Consider the following 17,067-nt stretch of genomic DNA (forward strand, 5'->3'; position numbering starts at 1 on the left):
TATTTAGTCTCAGGGTGTTTGAATGAACCGTGCTTTCTTACCATTTTTGAAGTCCATCAGCATCGCTATTCTGGCGTTGTCCTCGATTGCTTCCGCGTATGCCAATGAACCAGCCAAGGCTGTTAAAGCAGATCCGGCCAAAGGCGAGGCGCTGTTCACTAACGGCGACCCGGCGCGCGGCATCGTTGCCTGCGCATCCTGTCATGGTGCCGGCGGCAATTCCACGATTACCGTCAATCCTAAGTTGTCTGCACAGCACGACGCGTATATCGTGAAGCAGTTGCAGGATTTCACCGGCGCTGATCGTAACAATCCGGTCATGACAACTTTTGCAAAAGCGATGACGGCGGACGATATGAAAAACGTCGCTGCTTATCTGGCGAAGCAAAAATCTCAGCCAGGTGCCGCAAAAAATAAAGACATCGTTGAACTGGGCAAGCAAATCTATCGCGGCGGTATTGCTGAGAAAAATGTACCTGCCTGCGCGGGTTGCCACAGCCCTAACGGTGCAGGGATTCCAGCACAGTTCCCACGTATCGCTGGCCAGCATCAGGATTACACGATTGCTCAGTTGACTAATTTCCGCACTGGTGCACGTAAAAACAGCGCGCAAATGGTGACCATCGCCAAAAAAATGTCGGATGATGAAATGAAGGCAGTTGCAGATTACGTAGCCGGTTTGAAATAACTGATTACTACAAGCTAAAGACAACAGGAGGGGGTGGCGCAAAGCCATCCCCTTTTTTTTCAGGTTTTTCTCGGAGCAGTATGGAAAACAAAACAGAAACCGGCATCGTGGATGATCCGGTGGCCGACACCGGCGGTATACAGATTGCGACCCGCAAGTTGTGGCTGGCCGACGCGATAGAGTTAATATCGTCTATGCGTTTTGCGATCAGTTTGCTGACGCTGATTTCGATTGCATCGGTGATCGGCACCGTGCTCAAGCAAAATGAGCCTATGCCGAATTACGTCAATCAGTTCGGGCCATTCTGGTTTGAGGTCTTCGGTAAATTCAGTTTGTATTCTGTGTATTCTGCCTGGTGGTTTCTGCTGATCATGGCGTTTCTGGTCTTGTCGACCAGTCTGTGCCTGATTCGCAATGCCCCCAAAATGCTGAAAGACATGCGTAGCTGGCGCGACAACGTGCGCGAGCAATCATTGCGCAATTTCCGTCATAAGGCAGAATGGACGTCAACGCATCAGCGTTCGCAACTGCTGGCTGATATGACGCAACACCTTGCGCGTATTGGTTATAAATTCAAAGTCGTGGAAAAAGAAGGCGCAACTCTGATCGCTGCCAAACAAGGGGCGGGGAATAAATGGGGCTATATTTTTGCGCATGCCGCGATCGTGATTATCTGTATCGGCGGCATGCTGGACTCCGAGTTGCCGATCCGCTTTCAGCAATGGTTTATGGGCAAAGTGCCGTTTGATGGTAACGGCATTATTGCCAACATCCCGCAGCAACACCGCTTGTCGCTGGCGAATCCCACCTTCCGTGGCAATACCATGATTCCTGAAGGTGCCAGTAGCAATACCGCAATTATTCCGCAGCAAACCGGTGTCCTGATTCAGGATTTGCCGTTCACGATTAAACTGAATAAATTTACGATCGATTTTTACAGTAGTGGCATGCCTAAGTTGTTTGCCAGCGATGTCGAGGTGACCGATCATGAAACCGGTAAAAAATTCAACTCCACGATTAAGGTGAATCAGCCTTTGATATACAAAGGCGTGGCGGTTTATCAATCGAGTTTTGAAGATGGCGGCAGTCGTTTGAAGTTGGCCGCATTTCCTATGTCCGGGGCATCGGCGACCAGTTTTGAAGTCGCAGGCGAAGTCGGCGGAAATACGCCGCTGAGCGGGCAGGGCGGCAATGCTTACACCATAGAATGGTCAGGGTTCCGCCCGTTCAACGTCGAAAACATGACACGGAATGGCGCTGATGTACGCGCGGTCAACACCGGCAAATCCTTTAACGAAAAATTCAGTGCCGATCTCGACAAACATCTTGGTTCTGCTGCGAAGAATGCGAACAACAAGGATTTGAAAAACGTCGGCCCCAGTGTGCAGTACAAATTGCGCGACAAAACCGGACAAGCGCGGGAGTTTCATAATTACATGCAGCCATTGCTGGTCGATGGCGATTACATGTTTCTTGCAGGTACCAGAGACAGCCCTGCAGATGCTTTCCGGTATTTACGTATTCCTGCCGATGATAATGACAGCGTGAATGAATGGATGCGTCTGCGCGCAGCGGTCGCCAATCCGGCTCTGCGTGAGGCTGCCGCACAGCGTTATGCAGCCAGAGCTTTGCCCGCCAAATTGAACAATGCGTCGCAGATGCAGATGCAGATGCAACTGGCAGAGTCTGCAAAGAAAAGTCTGGGCATTTTTGCTGGCGATGGAAAACAAGCGGGTTTCGTGGCTATTTCGAAATTCTTAGAACAGATTCCCGCCGCGGATCAGGGCAAGGCGGCGGACGTATTCATGAAAATTCTGAACGGCAGCCTGTGGGATCTGTGGATGCTGGCGCGTGAGAAAGACGGGTTGCCTGCGCTGGAACTGACTGAGAAACATGGACGTTTCCTGCAATTATCTATCGGTGCGATGTCGGATGCTTATTTCTATGGTGCGCCTGTGTATCTGCAACTCAGAGGCTTTGACGAGGTCAAAGCATCGGTATTGCAAGTCACTCGCTCACCGGGGAAAAATATCGTTTATCTCGGCTGCTTATTTTTAGTCATAGGCGTGTTTGCGATGTTTTACATCCGCGAACGACGTTGTTGGATCTGGCTCAAAGACGACGGACAGGGGACGAATACACTGATGGCCCTGAGTTCACAACGCAAAACCCTGGATTTTGAAAAAGAGTTCGGCGAACTGAAGGCGCAGCTGGGGCAGGTGATCAGTAACGGTCAGGCGTAAGAATGTAATCAGAACAAAGATGCAACGAATAGACTACACTGACGACCAGGATATTTTCCTATTCTGGTTCGGGGAGAAATGATGGAAATGACACAAAATTACACGCCCTACCAAGGCTTTTTTAAGCGCCTGGGTGTGCTCGACTGGCTGTATGCCGTTGCTCTGTGCATGGCGTCGCTGTTTGCATTGAACCGTTTCGGTGCTTACATGGATGTCTATGAAAAAGGTATTTTGTTGTTAGCTGCCCCGACCTTTGCATGGTTGGGCTGGCATTGGAAGCCGGTGCGTCCGCTGATCGTACTGCTGGCCTTACTGAGTTTCTTTGCCATTCATTTGTATGCCGGTTCACTGGAAATGGCGAACCAGAAATTCTTTCTGAAATATCTGCTGTCCAGCCAGTCCGCGATTCTGTGGATGAGCACGCTGTTCTTTTTATCGACCTTATTTTACTGGGGTGGCCTGATCGCCCGTTCTGATTTCGGTGCCTCGGTCGGCTCTGTGCTGTGCTGGGCGGCGGTCGTCATGGGCTTTACCGGTATGCTGGTGCGCTGGTACGAGTCGTATCTGGTTGGTGCCGACATCGGTCACATTCCGGTCTCAAATCTGTATGAAGTCTTTATTCTGTTTTCGCTGATTACGGCACTGTTTTATCTGTACTACGAACAGGAATACAAAACCCGGCAATTAGGGGCATTTGTGTTGCTCGTGATTTCCGCTGCGGTTGGCTTTTTGCTGTGGTACACAGTCACTCGCGATGCGGCAGAAATTCAACCGCTGGTGCCGGCGCTGCAAAGCTGGTGGATGAAAATTCATGTACCTGCAAACTTCATCGGTTACGGCACGTTTGCGCTGGCGGCGATGGTGGCAATGGCGTATCTGTTGAAATCGAAAGGCTATCTGGCGGATCGTCTGCCTGCACTGGAGGTGCTGGATGACGTGATGTACAAAGCGATTGCGGTTGGTTTTGCCTTCTTCACGATCGCGACGATACTCGGTGCGTTGTGGGCGGCCGAAGCCTGGGGCGGTTACTGGTCATGGGACCCGAAAGAAACCTGGGCGCTGATCGTCTGGCTGAACTATGCTGCATGGTTGCATATGCGTTTGATGAAGGGCTTGCGGGGGCAGGTTGCGGCCTGGTGGGCCTTGATGGGCTTGCTGGTGACGACGTTTGCATTCCTTGGCGTGAATATGTTCTTGTCCGGCTTGCATTCCTATGGCACGCTGTAATCAGTTAAATTTTCCTCTCTCAGCAGACTTTTGCGACTCGTGAGAAACTAAGCGACAAAACAGGGTGAGTGTTTCATTCATTCTGTTTTGTCTGGCGTTTCAACCCTGGAGTCTGTCATGCTGATCAAATCTCATTCCAGTGGCAACCATTTGCCACTTTCATCCGAAATTACGCCAAAAGAGGTGTTTGAATCACGCCGCGATTTCATACGCCAACTGGCAGTCGGAACGATTGCCAGCGGTAGCTTGCTCGAAATGGCCAATCGCGAAGCGTTTGCGCAAACACCGGCGGCACAGAAATTGGCTGCAAGCCTCAACCCGGCATACGCGCTGGTAGAGAAAAAGACCGCTTACAAAGACGCCACGACCTACAATAATTTCTATGAATTCGGCACCGATAAAGCCGATCCGGCCGTGATGGCTGGCAGTTTGAAAACGCGCCCGTGGACAGTGGTGATCGAAGGCGAAGTCAAAAAGCCTGTGACACTCGACCTCGATAGTTTGCTCAGGCTGGCGCCGCTGGAAGAACGCATTTATCGTCTGCGTTGCGTCGAAGGCTGGTCGATGGTTATTCCGTGGGTAGGCTATTCTTTATCGCATCTGCTGAAAAAAGTAGAGCCGACGGGCAACGCCAAATACGTAGAATTCATCACGCTCGACGATAAGAAGCAGATGCCGGGTTTGCGCAGCCCTGTGCTCGACTGGCCGTATGTCGAAGGTCTGCGGATAGATGAAGCGATGCATCCGTTGGCGCTGCTGACATTCGGCATGTACGGTGAAATTTTACCGAATCAGAATGGCGCACCGGTACGCATGTCTGTCCCTTGGAAATACGGTTTTAAGTCGGCCAAGTCTATCGTTAAAATCCGTCTGACTAAAGAGCAGCCGCGCACGGCGTGGAATCAGTCGGCGCCAAACGAGTACGGTTTTTATTCCAATGTGAACCCGCTGGTTGATCATCCGCGCTGGTCGCAGGCAACGGAACGACGTATCGGTGAAGATGGCTTATTTACCCGCAAGCGCAAGACCCTGATGTTTAATGGTTATCCTGAAGTTGCTTCCATGTACGCGGGTATGGATCTGAAAAAATTCTTTTGATATGGCGATGTCTCAGCGGCAGATAACGGTGATCAAAACCGTCGTCTTTATTCTTTGTTTGTTGCCCTTGGCGAGGCTTGTAGGCTTTGCCATGCTGGATCAACTGGGTGCCAATCCTCTGGAATTTATTACCCGCAACACTGGTGACTGGACGTTGTATTTTTTATGTATCACCCTCGCGGTGACACCCATACGTAAGATTGCTGGCTGGAGCTGGTTACTGCGCTTGCGGCGTATGCTGGGCTTGTATGCATTCTTTTATGCCAGCCTGCATTTCCTGACTTTCCTTTGGTTTGATCACTTTTTTGATCTGGCGGAAATGTGGGCTGACGTACTGAAACGTCCATTCATCACGGTTGGGTTTCTCGGCTTTGCAGGATTGTTACCGCTGGCGCTGACCAGCACGAATGGCATGATCAAGCGCCTCGGCGGCAAGCGCTGGCAACTTTTGCATCGCCTGATTTATCTGATTGTGCCTGCCGGTGTCTTGCATTATTACTGGATGAAAGCCGGCAAGCATGATTTGTCGCAGCCGCTGATGTTTGCTGTACTGGTCGGCGTGCTGTTGTTGATGCGTGTGTGGTGGCGCTGGTCCGCCAGACGCAGCGAGCTGGCGCAGGGACGCTGAAAACGCCAGACAAATTACTTAAAAACGCCAGGCCATACCGATACCGATTTGCCGTTCTGTGGACAGCGTTTTCTTCTGATATTTGAAACCGATATCCAGATCGAGATTGGTCGCTGGCGAATAAATGACGCCAGCGACCAGATAAGGTTGCCAGTAACCATCATTTTTTTGATCGGCTTGCGCTATGCCCATATCAGCAAGCAACTGTGTCTGTGGCGTGATCGAACGCAATACTGCGACCGATGTGCGCCATAGTTGATCGCGTTGTTGTGCATCTGCCAGCGCTTGTTTATGCTGACGTAAGTTCAGGCTGAAATTGCTGTGTATCACCCATGGCCCTGTATTTTCCGTACGGACTAAAGTCAGGGCGAGATCATAACGGTCGCTACCGAATGTCTTTGCGCCAGTCGGGAAAAAGACTTCGGTTTTCCACGCCCAGTTGGTGTTTTCCCAGGACGAGAACACATACTTGCTACCGACTGACAAATCGCCGAGCGCACCGGGAGAAGACCAGCGTATGGGGCTGGAAAAAAACAGATCGAGCTGATCGCTGGCACCGTAGGTGTAAGTCAGATTGCCGATCTGACTGTGTGCTCTCGATGTTGACCAATGATCACTATTAAATTCAATTTGCTGTTTGCCAGTGGTTTGCAGATTGGCGTCTTCTGTCACCAGCGGATGGGCGGCATGTGCTGCGTTCTGTGTCATCAGTGAGCAGGCGATGAGCAGCATGGTTTTACGTAATTTTTGCATCTCTATTTTTTCCACGGCATAATGCTCGGCACAATTTTCAGCACATCGTACCGTTGAATTATGACAAGCTATCTACTTAAAAAGGACCAGATGCAAACGCTGACGCAGCGCGTGGCGTTGCGACTGTTAAGTTGCATCGGATGGAAGGTGCATTTCCGTCCCTTGCCCGGTCCCCGGGGCATCATCATCGTTTATCCGCATACGTCAAACTGGGATTTTCCGATTGGTGTTCTGGCAAAACTGGCGATAGGTATGCCATTTTATTTTATTGCGAAGTCTTCTCTGTTCGAAGGCTTCACTGGCGCGACGATAGGTCGGATTATCCGCGCTTTGGGCGGCGAACCTGTGGAGCGCGGTGTCTCGACTGGTGCGATTTCCCGGTTAGCAGAAAAAGTAAATCAGTCTGACTGGTACTGGATGGTGATCGCACCTGAAGGCACCCGTAGTCGTAAACCGTACTGGCGCAGCGGGTTTTATCACATCACTTGCGCTGCCAGGGTACCTTTGGGTTGTGCCTATTTTGATTTTCGTCGCAAAGAAGTCAGTCTGGTTGACTATCTTGAGTTAAGTGGCGACATCGATGGCGATCTGGCGAAGATACGCGGCATTTACGATGGCGTGCAGGGGTGTCGTCCGCAACTCGCCAGCCCGATACAGTTTCGCCCCGATAACGCTGAAAAATAGGGAGTATATGCCAAAAATGCCTGAATCTCTACGAATATAAAGGGGCTTAAAATATACTCCCGGGGAGTATTATTTTGCCGTAGAGAGCGTCTGGGCACTCGGTTTATTCGGTAAATACAAAGGAGCTTTTTGTCCGCAGGCGGAGAGCAGGCTGAGGAGTAACAGGGAAGAAATCAGGGTACGCATCTTGAATTGTCTGACACCGTATAAAATGGCGTTTTAAGTGTGAATCAATGCGAGGAGTGTAGCATGACTGAATCTGATTTCCTGACTCTGGCGGAATCTTGCCTTGGCCAGGTGGAAGAGATGTTTGAAAAAGCGTTCGACAATGATGAGCTGGATGTCGAATGCAGCCGTACCGGGAATGTATTGACGATAGAGTTTGTGAACAACGGCTCAAAAATGATCGTCAACAGTCAGGCGCCGATGCAAGAGATGTGGCTGGCTGCGCGCGCCGGTGGTTACCACTATAAATACGATGGTCAGCAATGGCGCAATACGCGCGATGGCTCGGAATTATTTACGACCTTGTCCTCGCTGGCGCAAGAACAAGGTCGCTGAATTTACCGAATTTACTGAAGTTACTCTTTCGGTTCTTCAATCACCGGCGGTGTGCTCAGATCGCTGATCCCGGTTCCGGGCGGATTCTCTGCATAATAGAAATCGCCATTCACAGAAATGATGCCATTCGGAACTGGGCGCTCTTCGATAGGAATATCTTTTAACGCTTTTTGCATAAAGCCTATCCAGATAGGTAATGCCAGACCACCGCCCGTTTCACGATTGCCGAGATTTTTCGGCTGATCAAAACCTATCCATGCAATCCCCACGATCTTGGCCTGGTAACCAGCGAACCAGGCGTCGAAAGAATCATTCGTTGTTCCCGTTTTACCTGCCAGATCCGGACGCTTCAGCACCATGGCTTTGGCGGCAGTGCCATAGCGCACCACGTCTTTCAGCATGCTGTCGATCAGGAATGCATTGCGTTCATCGATAACGCGGTTACTTTCGTCGCCCGCTTTATCCGGTTTTGCGGTGACCAGCACGTTGCCGTTGCTGTCGGTAATTTTGCTGATCAGATACGGGTTGATTTTATAGCCGCCATTCGCAAACACCGCGTATGCGCCTGCCATCTGCAATGGTGTCACTGCGCCAGCGCCGAGGGCGAGTGTCAGGTAAGGTGGATTTTTTTCCGGGAGAAAACCAAAGCGGCTGGTGTATTCCTGCCCATATTTCGCCCCAATCCGGTTAAGGATACGAATCGAAATCATATTTTTCGATTTCGTCAGGCCCTTACGCATGGTCATCGGACCTTCGTATTTACCGTCATAGTTTTTCGGTTCCCACGCCTGACCGCCGGTCTGGCCTGCGTCAAAACTGATGGGTTCATCATTGATGATGGTGGCCGGAGATAAACCTTTTTCCAGCGAAGCGGAGTAAATAAACGGTTTGAAACTGGAACCCGGCTGACGCCATGCCTGCGTCACATGGTTGAATTTATTCAGGTCAAAATCAAAACCGCCGACCAGCGCTTTTATCGCACCATCGGTGGTGCTGGCAGCCACGAACGCCGACTGCACTTCAGGCATTTGCGTGATGACCCAGTTTTTCCCTTCCTGCATCACGCGGATGACCGCACCGCGTTGTATACGTTTGTTGGCCGGCGCTTTTGCAGACAAGCCTGAAGCCGCAAAGCTGATGCCGGCTTCATCCATGCGAATCTCTTCACCCGAAGCCAGAATGGCGCGTACCGATTTTGGCGTAGCGTCGAGCACCATTGCCACCTGCAAGTCATCGCTATTCGAGTGCTCTGCGAGTGCTTTTTCAATCGCATCTTCCGCCGCTTCTTTTCCTTCCGGTATGCTGATAATTGCTTCCGGCCCGCGATAGCCATGGCGTTTTTCGTACTCCATCACCCCGCGGCGCAACGATAAATAAGCCGCATCCTGATCTGGCTTAGTGATCGTTGTGTAGACGTTCAATCCGCGCGTATAGGTATCTTCTTTAAACTGCTCATACACCAGTTGGCGCGCCATTTCGGCGACATATTCTGCATGCACACCAAATTCGCTGCTGTCTGTTTTTGTGACCAGTTCTTCGGCCTTGGCTTGCTCATACTGATCATTGGTGATGTAGCCAAGTTGTCGCATCCGTTGCAGGATATATTGCTGACGTGCTGTTGCCCGTTTTGGATTAACGACAGGATTGTAAGCAGAAGGGGCCTTCGGTAAGCCGGCCAGCATCGCTGCTTCAGCAATCGTGAGGTCTTTCAGGTTTTTGCCAAAATAAATCTGCGCTGCCGATGAGAAGCCGTATGCGCGTTGCCCCAGATAAATCTGGTTCATGTAAATTTCGAGAATCTGATCTTTGCTCAGATTTTGTTCTATCTTCCAGGCAAGCAGGATTTCGTAAATTTTTCGTTTAAAGGTTTGCTCGCTCGATAAAAAGAAATTACGCGCGACTTGTTGCGTAATCGTTGACGCACCTTGCTTGGCACCGCCAGTCAGATTGTGCAGGGCTGCACGTGTGATACCCAGATAATCAACACCGCCGTGTTCGTAAAAGCGATCATCTTCGATCGCGAGAACCGCTTTTTTCATGATGTCAGGGATCTGATCGAAACGAACGACATTCCGTCGTTCCTCACCAAACTCGCCAATTAATACATTGTCGGCAGAAAAAATGCGCAGAGGCATTTTCGGTTTGTAGCTGGTGATTGAATCAAGTTCGGGCAAATTCGGATAGGCCATGGTTAAGGCAAAACCAATGACAAGTGCCAGGGCGACACCTAAACCCAATAGTGTGCCTAAGGTAACAATGACGATACGACTGGCGAGGCTGCGTTTTGCGCCTGCCTTATGGGTGTTCTTTTGAGAAAGTTCTTTTTCGTTATCCGTCATGTGTTTACTCAGTAACAATCGCGGCAGACATTATAACGGTTGTCACCTCGACAGCTGTTGAAACCTGATTCCCGGTTTGAGCCCGGACATGAAATTTGACCGAGCGTGGGGATTTGGCAACGGATTCTGAATATGCCCTTAGGAAAGTTCTTTACCAATACTGGCGATGTTGCTAGCATTTCACGTAGGCTTTTATAAGTGTCTCCTAAATAGCGGTTTTTAAAGAGATTTTTCGGTTTTCATTGATGGGTTTGTTTCAATTTGTAAAAAACGAACACTGAAGTGTTTAAAAAACGAACACTGTCGTGTTTAAAAAAACGGATGTGTTCATGAGGGGGTATTCTTGGCTTTAGATCTTGCTTCACTGCTCGGCAGAAAAAATCCGCCTCTTATCGGGTTGGATATCAGTTCGTTTGATATCAAACTGGTCGAACTTTCTGAGGGTAGCGATAAAGAATACCGGCTGGAACGCTATGCTTCCGAGCCTTTGCCTAAGGGCGCGATTCTGGATGGCAATATTGAAAACATCGAGCAGGTTTCTGACACGATTCGAAAATTGCTGAAGAAAAGCGGGTCCGGTTCAAAGAATGCTGCGGTTGCCATGCCTGCTGCAGCGGTCATTACAAAGAAAATATTTTTACCTGCAACGTTGAGTGATCAGGCCTTGGAAGTTCAGGTTGAATCTGAAGCAAGCCAATATATTCCGTTTTCGATGGATGAAGTCAGTCTTGATTTTTGTGTGATCGGCCCGGCGGCAAATCAGGAAGACGTCGAAGTGATGTTGGCCGCCTCACGTAAAGAAAAAATTGAAGACCGGGTTGCTGTTGTTCAGGCGGCGGGATTGCAGGCAAAAGTAATGGACATTGAGTCCTATGCAGCTCGCGCTGCAATGCAGCGCCTGATTGAAAAACAGGCCAACGAGGGACGTGATCAGGTTTTTGCCATTTTCCAGATTGGTACCAAACGAACTTATATCTACATCATGTTCAATGGTGAAGTGGTTTATGAACGTGAGCAGCAATTCGGCGGTGGACAACTGACTCAGGATATCGTCAGGAATTACGGCCTTTCTCAGGAAGAAGCCGAAATTAAAAAGAAAAACGGTGATCTGCCTGATAGTTACGAAATGGAGCTGCTTGAGCCATTTTTAGAGAATGCTGCGTTAGAGGTAACCCGCGCAATTCAGTTTTTCTTTACGTCCACTCCTTATACAAGAGTTGATCAGATTTTTCTGACTGGTGGTTGTGCTGTTGTCGCAGGACTTGTTGATATTGTCGCTGAGCGTACGAAGATTTCGACCGCGGTTATCAGTCCGTTTAAGGGGATGGAATTGGGTACAGGAGTAAATGAAAAAGCTTTGCGCAGTGAAGCACCTGCTTACACCGTTGCTTGCGGTCTCGCACTGCGGAGATTTGACTAATGATAAAAATTAATCTTCTCCCTCATCGAGAGGAAAAGCGCAAACAGCGGGTTAAAGACTTTTATTCCCTCTTACTGTTGGCAGTGATCGTTGGTGCGTTAATCGTTGTGGTGGTTGGTGTATTTAATGCGCGCGAGCTCGCTATACAAACAGACAGGGTAAATTTCATCAAGAGCGAAAATGCAAAGCTCGACGAGAAAATTAAAGAAATCGCTACTTTGAAGCAAGAAATCGACTCTTTGAAAGCGCGCCAGCAGGCCGTAGAAGATTTGCAGAGTGACCGGAATCAGCCAGTGTTTTTATTGAGTGAGCTGGTCATGCATACTCCTGAAGGCGTTTATTTGCGTGCGTTGAAACAGGATGGACAGCGTGTGACCTTGAATGGGTATGCGCAATCGCAAGAGCGGGTCGCTGAGTTTATTCGTAATCTCAGCAATAACTCAGAATGGATGTTTAAGCCGGAGCTGATTGATATCCATTCAACAGGAATCGGGCAAGGGCGCGACGCTAAAAAAGTTTCAGACTTTACTGTGAATGTTGGCATTAAACGCCCGCGTGAAAAAGAAGAATCGGCATCCGGCGTTGTAGCGAACCCGGTAAAAAATACGAGTGCTCCGAGTCCTGCTCGATAATGTAAAAAGGGAAGATCAGGAATGGCAACAAATGCAAAAGAATTTTTTGAAGGAATCAGCGAGCAATTCCGTGACCTGAATGGATTACATCCTGGTTTGTGGCCGATTGCCCCGAGAGTCGCTATGGCTTTTGCCTTGACGGTAGTGGTTCTGGCACTAGGTTGGTTTTTTTATTGGGATGGACAAACAGAGGAAATAGACCAGAAATTGCAGGAAGAAGTTAAGTTGAAGCAGGACTACCGCGACAAAATGCAGCAAGCGATTAATCTGGATGCTTTGAAAGATCAACGCGGGTTGGTGTTGCAATATGTCGCCACGATGGAAAAGCAATTGCCGAGCAAGGCTGAAATGTATGCGTTGCTGTCAGATATTAACCAGGCGGGAACAGGACGAGGGTTGCAATTTGATTCGTTTAAACCTGGTGTCGTTATTGTCAAAGATTACTATGCTGAATTGCCGATTGATATCAAACTTGCTGGCAGCTACCATGATTTAGGCGAATTTGTTGCTGACATCGCAAAATTACCAAGGATCGTAACTTTGAATAACCTGGCTTTGACAACCAGCAAAGATGGCGGGTTGACTTTGGATGTCGTCGCTAAAACATTCCGTTATCTGGATAAGGACGAAGTTTTAGCTCAGGCTAACCTGAAAAAGGCAGCAAAGAAATGATGTTTAGATATTTCAAAATACTGATACTGCTGTTGCCAGCAATTTTCCTTGCCGGTTGTGGCGACAATGGTGTTTCTGAGCTGACAGAGTGGATGAACTCAGTGAAGAAAGAGACCAAATTATCGATTCCTAAGCTGAGTCCTCCTAAAGTGTATGTTCCTGTTGCTTATTCTGGTGCAGCAGACATAGATCCTTTTAATCCCGCTAAGCTTCTTGTTGTTTTGGCACGAATGAGAGATTCCGGTAATGGTTTAAAACCTGATATGGACCGGCGGAAAGAAGCTTTAGAGGCATTCCCTCTTGATGCGTTAAAAATGGTTGGTGTGATTGAAAAATCCGGGGTTAAGCAAGCTTTGGTGCAAGCAGATAAAACCGTTTTTCAGGCGAAAGCTGGTGGTTACATTGGACAAAATTTTGGCCTGATGACACGAATTACTGATTCTGAGATTGAAATTAAAGAAACCATTCAAGATGCATCAGGGGAGTGGGTTGAACGTAACGTTAAGCTTGAGTTGCAGGAGAGTAAGAAATGAACGCGTTGATAAATATAAGTAAAAGGGGCGCCATGTTTTTTAAAGCCTGTATCTTTATGATGCTGGGCATTTGCCAGTTGGTTTTTGCCCAATCGAACAGTATCGAGTCAGTTGTTGCTAACCAACAAGGTTCTAATATTGTTGTGAAAGTTGGTTTGAAAAATCCAATCACAAAATTACCGGCTGGGTTTTCTATCGCGAATCCGGCTCGCATCGCACTTGATTTTGCTGATGTTTCGAATGCAACGGGCAAGGCAACGGTCGATGTCAATATCGGCGATTTACGTACAGTTACCCTTGTCGAGGCCTCAGGCCGTTCCCGGATGATATTCAATCTGAATAAGCCGTTGAATTACGCAACCGTGATCGAAGGTAAATTTCTGATTGTTACTATTGATGGTTCTGGCGGTGTTGCAACCGCAGTTAACTCACAAGGGCTTCCTGTTAATACTGAGAGCCCGATATCGACAAAGCCACAGATACGTGACATTGATTTCCGTCGCGGAGTTGCTGGCGATGGTCGGATAGTTGTTGATCTGCCTTTGAATCAGATTGCTGTGGACGTGCGTCAACAAGGACAAAAGATTTTGGTGACGTTCCAGAAAGTTGGTTTGCCTGAAGTCTTGCGTAAGCGTTTAGATGTCGCTGACTTTGGTTCTCCTGTGCAGATTATTACTACTACTCCCGTCGGTGAAAACGTGCAGATGGTGATTGAGCCAAAAGGATTATGGGAACAAAGTAGCTATCAAAGTGATACGCAGTTTGTGCTTGAAGTGAAGCCTATCAAAGAAGATCCGAACAAGCTGACACAGGGTACCCAAGGTTATAGAGGTGAGCGCTTGTCATTTAATTTCCAGAACATCGAAGTTCGTGCAATTTTACAAATTATTGCTGAAGTAAGTGGTCTGAACGTTATCGCCAGCGATACTGTAACCGGAACTATCACTTTGCGTCTGAAAGACGTTCCGTGGGATCAGGCGTTGGACAATATTATGCAAATCAAGGGACTTGATATGCGTAAGAACGGTAATGTGATCTGGATTGCACCTAAAGATGAATTGTTGACGAAAGAAAAACTGGAACTTGAGCAAAAAGCACAGATTGCAGATTTGGAACCGGTGAAGACTGAATCTTTTCAGTTGAATTACCAAAAAGCCGAAGCGTTTAAGCAGGTATTTGGTATGGATGGTTCGTCAACAAACCGTATTTTATCTAAGCGCGGTAGTGCTGTTATTGAGCCTCGCACCAATCAAATATTTGTCACTGACATTCCATCAAAACTTGAGGAGGTTCGGAAGTTAGTTCAAAAAACGGATATAGCGTCAAAGCAAGTGTTGATTGAAGCAAGGATTGTTGAGGCGGATGATAAGTTCAGTAAAAATCTCGGCGCAAAATTAGGCTTCACGGATCTGCGTGGTTTACGCGGTGGTGATGCAGGATATTCTGTCAGTGGAAATCAGCGCGTCGCTTTGACCGGTAATTATTTGGGTGTTGGTGAGCAAACTGGTCAGGCTAAGATTACCGATCAGAGTTTCGTGCCTAACTCACAGTTTGTCAGTCTGCCTGCTGCCGGTATTAATGGCTCAACACCAGGTAGTTTGGCTATCAGTTTGTTCTCTGCTGCTGCAAATCGTTTCTTGAACTTGGAGTTGTCTGCACTGGAAGCTGATGGCAAAGGTAAGATTATCTCCAGCCCACGGGTTGTTACAGCGGATCAATTAAAGGCGTTAATTGAGCAAGGTACTGAATTACCGTATTTGGTGGCGACATCGAGTGGTGCCACATCGATTTTCTTCCGGAAAGCAACTTTGAGATTGGAAGTAACGCCTCAGATCACCCCTGATGGAAACGTCATACTGGATGTTGAAGTGCACAAAGACAGTGTTGGTCAGGAAACACGTATGGGTTATGCAATTGATACTAAAGAAGTAAAAACGATGGTCTTGGTTGAAAATGGCGGTACCGTTGTGTTAGGTGGAATTTTCCAACAGACCGAACGTGATAATATTACGAAAATACCATTTTTTGGTGATATCCCGCTGTTTGGTAACTTGTTTAAGAATACCGGCCGCACAAATGACAAAACTGAATTGTTAATCTTCATTACGCCTAAAATCGTAACTGATAAGTTTAGTGTGAAGTAATACTGAACTTAGACTAACGCGCAGATTTGATAATTTTTAGCTTAACTACAGGTGTTACATGAAGACGTTTTTTCAAATAGTTTCTGGACTATTTTTGCTGGCAATCTTATCCGCGTGCGGTGGCGGCGGCGGTTCTGCCGGCACTAGCATGAACGGCGTCGCCTTGTTTACAACTGCGGCCGACAAGATTCAGATGCTTTATGGAGAAACTAAAACTTTTACAGTAGGTGGGGGTGTTCCATCATATTCAGTATCAAGTTCCGGAGCAGTTTCCGCAAGTTTGACTGGAACTGTACTAACAGTTTCTACCAATGCAACAGGTACTGGTACTGTTACAGTTACCGATAAAGCTGGTGCTAAAGTGTCCATTGACGTTACTGTCGGAACCGGAGCAACACTTACTACCAGCGCTCCAGCATCTGTTACTGTTGGTGTTGGTGCGGTTACATCGAAATACTTTATTACTGGTGGAACTGGGATGTATGCGGTAAATAGTAGCGATACGTCTATTGCCAATGTTGGGATGTCAGACAATGTTTTTGTTATTGGCGGTGTCAGTACGGGTACTACAACGGTCGTTGTAAAAGATAATGCGGGTAATTCTGTCAGTATCGCTGTTACGGTTGTTGGCGGGAATCGGTCTCTGTTCACCACAGCACCTTCAGCAATAACTGTTCCATCAGGTAAAACAGTTTCTTACTCGATTTCAGGTGGCTCTGCACCTTACTCTGTCTCCAGTAATAACTCAGGTGCCGCTGACGTAAGCTTAAAACAAAATGGTACCGATTTTGATATCAAGGCTATCGCGGCAGGGACTGTCAATATTGTCGTGACCGACGCATCTCGTAGTTCAGTCACCATTACGGTAACTGTAACGACTCCAGCCGCAGGTACATTGTCTGTTTTACCAGCAGGCGCATCTGGTAGCGTTGGTGACACCTTAAAGTTTAATGTCGTTGGGGGCGTATTGCCTTATAAAGTTACCAATACTAACGACAGTATTGCCTTGGTTACAGCTTCCGGTGATGGATCTTCATTTACTGCAGCTTTAGGAAATGTAGGTAGCACAATTGTTACCATCATTGATTCCTTAGGAACAACCAGTAATATTACTATTGTCGTCAATGCCAATGCGTCAACTCTCCGTCTGGCGCCGAATGCTATCGAAGTCAGCGAACAATCGGTTGAGTTTGTCCAATTGAAAATTTATGGCGGTTCTGCTCCATATACCGCATTTACAAGTGATCCTAAGTTTGGTGGTGTATCTATCTCAGGAAATACCTTTACCGTTGGCGCCCCCCCAAGCGGTACTGATCGTCGATGTGTTACATTGACAACAGCATTGGGTGTATATCCGGTATCTCTTACAGTAGTTGATAGTTTGGGTGCGTCTGCTGTTAGTATTATGTCGGTCAGAGATACTTTAGACGCTACTTGTAAATAAT

At 48.0% G+C, this 17,067-nt stretch carries 16 protein-coding genes; 13 read left to right on the forward strand and 3 right to left on the reverse strand.

Going from position 1 to position 17,067, the window contains the following annotated elements; translation table 11 throughout:
• The first annotated feature begins 22 nt into the window (after positions 1-22).
• From H8K38_RS09810 to H8K38_RS09830, 5 genes are all read left to right on the forward strand, one after another.
• Positions 23-688, forward strand: coding sequence for a cytochrome c (locus tag H8K38_RS09810; protein ID WP_186884654.1), 666 nt, complete (start codon positions 23-25; stop codon positions 686-688).
• Between the two features lie 80 nt (positions 689-768).
• On the forward strand, positions 769-2,931 hold the full coding sequence (locus H8K38_RS09815; protein ID WP_186884655.1) for a cytochrome c biogenesis protein ResB: 2,163 nt from the start codon (positions 769-771) through the stop codon (positions 2,929-2,931).
• Positions 2,932-3,009: 78 nt separating this feature from the next.
• On the forward strand, positions 3,010-4,158 hold the full coding sequence (gene ccsB, locus H8K38_RS09820; protein ID WP_370587084.1) for a c-type cytochrome biogenesis protein CcsB: 1,149 nt from the start codon (positions 3,010-3,012) through the stop codon (positions 4,156-4,158).
• Between the two features lie 117 nt (positions 4,159-4,275).
• Entirely contained in the window at positions 4,276-5,256 is a 981-nt protein-coding gene (gene msrP / locus H8K38_RS09825) for a protein-methionine-sulfoxide reductase catalytic subunit MsrP (RefSeq protein WP_186884657.1), read from the forward strand.
• 1 nt (position 5,257) lies between these two features.
• Complete coding sequence (locus H8K38_RS09830; RefSeq protein WP_186884658.1) at positions 5,258-5,884, forward strand: sulfite oxidase heme-binding subunit YedZ; 627 nt, start codon at positions 5,258-5,260, stop codon at positions 5,882-5,884.
• Between the two features lie 18 nt (positions 5,885-5,902).
• On the opposite strand, the gene H8K38_RS09835 is transcribed toward H8K38_RS09830, so the two are convergent.
• The gene (locus H8K38_RS09835; RefSeq protein ID WP_222610821.1) at positions 5,903-6,637 is read right to left on the reverse strand and encodes a transporter; all 735 of its coding nucleotides are present in this window, start codon (positions 6,635-6,637) and stop codon (positions 5,903-5,905) included.
• Positions 6,638-6,727: 90 nt separating this feature from the next.
• Between H8K38_RS09835 and H8K38_RS09840 the strand changes: the two genes are divergently transcribed.
• Positions 6,728-7,321: a 1-acyl-sn-glycerol-3-phosphate acyltransferase gene (locus H8K38_RS09840; RefSeq protein ID WP_255422899.1), complete on the forward strand. Its 594-nt coding sequence runs from the start codon at positions 6,728-6,730 to the stop codon at positions 7,319-7,321.
• A gap of 69 nt (positions 7,322-7,390) precedes the next feature.
• On the opposite strand, the gene H8K38_RS18695 is transcribed toward H8K38_RS09840, so the two are convergent.
• The gene (locus H8K38_RS18695; protein ID WP_186884661.1) at positions 7,391-7,507 is read right to left on the reverse strand and encodes a lipoprotein; all 117 of its coding nucleotides are present in this window, start codon (positions 7,505-7,507) and stop codon (positions 7,391-7,393) included.
• 63 nt (positions 7,508-7,570) lie between these two features.
• Between H8K38_RS18695 and cyaY the strand changes: the two genes are divergently transcribed.
• On the forward strand, positions 7,571-7,882 hold the full coding sequence (gene cyaY / locus H8K38_RS09850; RefSeq protein WP_186884662.1) for an iron donor protein CyaY: 312 nt from the start codon (positions 7,571-7,573) through the stop codon (positions 7,880-7,882).
• 20 nt (positions 7,883-7,902) lie between these two features.
• On the opposite strand, the gene H8K38_RS09855 is transcribed toward cyaY, so the two are convergent.
• Complete coding sequence (locus tag H8K38_RS09855) at positions 7,903-10,221, reverse strand: penicillin-binding protein 1A (RefSeq protein ID WP_186884663.1); 2,319 nt, start codon at positions 10,219-10,221, stop codon at positions 7,903-7,905.
• Between the two features lie 343 nt (positions 10,222-10,564).
• On the opposite strand from H8K38_RS09855, the gene H8K38_RS09860 reads away from it, so the two are divergent.
• Genes H8K38_RS09860 through H8K38_RS09885 form a run of 6 tightly spaced genes read left to right on the forward strand, consistent with a single transcriptional unit; the run spans position 10,565 to position 17,066 of the window.
• Complete coding sequence (locus tag H8K38_RS09860) at positions 10,565-11,641, forward strand: pilus assembly protein PilM (protein WP_186884664.1); 1,077 nt, start codon at positions 10,565-10,567, stop codon at positions 11,639-11,641.
• Positions 11,641-12,273, forward strand: a complete 633-nt coding sequence (locus H8K38_RS09865; RefSeq protein ID WP_186884665.1) for a PilN domain-containing protein — start codon at positions 11,641-11,643, stop codon at positions 12,271-12,273. The genes H8K38_RS09860 and H8K38_RS09865 overlap by 1 nt, the downstream gene beginning before the upstream one ends.
• A gap of 21 nt (positions 12,274-12,294) precedes the next feature.
• Entirely contained in the window at positions 12,295-12,945 is a 651-nt protein-coding gene (locus H8K38_RS09870; protein ID WP_186884666.1) for a type 4a pilus biogenesis protein PilO, read from the forward strand.
• Positions 12,942-13,478, forward strand: coding sequence for a pilus assembly protein PilP (locus H8K38_RS09875; RefSeq protein WP_255422900.1), 537 nt, complete (start codon positions 12,942-12,944; stop codon positions 13,476-13,478). Before H8K38_RS09870 ends, H8K38_RS09875 begins: the two co-directional genes overlap by 4 nt.
• Before the next feature lie 32 nt (positions 13,479-13,510).
• On the forward strand, positions 13,511-15,622 hold the full coding sequence (pilQ, locus tag H8K38_RS09880; RefSeq protein WP_255422929.1) for a type IV pilus secretin PilQ: 2,112 nt from the start codon (positions 13,511-13,513) through the stop codon (positions 15,620-15,622).
• Between the two features lie 58 nt (positions 15,623-15,680).
• On the forward strand, positions 15,681-17,066 hold the full coding sequence (locus tag H8K38_RS09885; protein ID WP_186884668.1) for a hypothetical protein: 1,386 nt from the start codon (positions 15,681-15,683) through the stop codon (positions 17,064-17,066).
• The last annotated feature ends 1 nt before the right edge of the window (position 17,067 follow it).

The organism is Undibacterium sp. FT79W, from assembly GCF_014284215.1.
Classification (GTDB): Bacteria; Pseudomonadota; Gammaproteobacteria; order Burkholderiales; family Burkholderiaceae_D; genus Undibacterium; species Undibacterium aquatile.

Coding starts and splice junctions, on each gene's coding strand:
- H8K38_RS09810 (WP_186884654.1), top strand. CDS start 23: ATGAACCGTGCTTTCTTACCATTTTTGAAGTCCATCAGCATCGCTATT.
- H8K38_RS09815 (WP_186884655.1), top strand. CDS start 769: ATGGAAAACAAAACAGAAACCGGCATCGTGGATGATCCGGTGGCCGAC.
- ccsB (WP_370587084.1), top strand. CDS start 3,010: ATGATGGAAATGACACAAAATTACACGCCCTACCAAGGCTTTTTTAAG.
- msrP (WP_186884657.1), top strand. CDS start 4,276: ATGCTGATCAAATCTCATTCCAGTGGCAACCATTTGCCACTTTCATCC.
- H8K38_RS09830 (WP_186884658.1), top strand. CDS start 5,258: ATGGCGATGTCTCAGCGGCAGATAACGGTGATCAAAACCGTCGTCTTT.
- H8K38_RS09835 (WP_222610821.1), bottom strand. CDS start 6,637: ATGCAAAAATTACGTAAAACCATGCTGCTCATCGCCTGCTCACTGATG.
- H8K38_RS09840 (WP_255422899.1), top strand. CDS start 6,728: ATGCAAACGCTGACGCAGCGCGTGGCGTTGCGACTGTTAAGTTGCATC.
- H8K38_RS18695 (WP_186884661.1), bottom strand. CDS start 7,507: ATGCGTACCCTGATTTCTTCCCTGTTACTCCTCAGCCTGCTCTCCGCC.
- cyaY (WP_186884662.1), top strand. CDS start 7,571: ATGACTGAATCTGATTTCCTGACTCTGGCGGAATCTTGCCTTGGCCAG.
- H8K38_RS09855 (WP_186884663.1), bottom strand. CDS start 10,221: ATGACGGATAACGAAAAAGAACTTTCTCAAAAGAACACCCATAAGGCA.
- H8K38_RS09865 (WP_186884665.1), top strand. CDS start 11,641: ATGATAAAAATTAATCTTCTCCCTCATCGAGAGGAAAAGCGCAAACAG.
- H8K38_RS09870 (WP_186884666.1), top strand. CDS start 12,295: ATGGCAACAAATGCAAAAGAATTTTTTGAAGGAATCAGCGAGCAATTC.
- H8K38_RS09875 (WP_255422900.1), top strand. CDS start 12,942: ATGATGTTTAGATATTTCAAAATACTGATACTGCTGTTGCCAGCAATT.
- pilQ (WP_255422929.1), top strand. CDS start 13,511: ATGTTTTTTAAAGCCTGTATCTTTATGATGCTGGGCATTTGCCAGTTG.
- H8K38_RS09885 (WP_186884668.1), top strand. CDS start 15,681: ATGAAGACGTTTTTTCAAATAGTTTCTGGACTATTTTTGCTGGCAATC.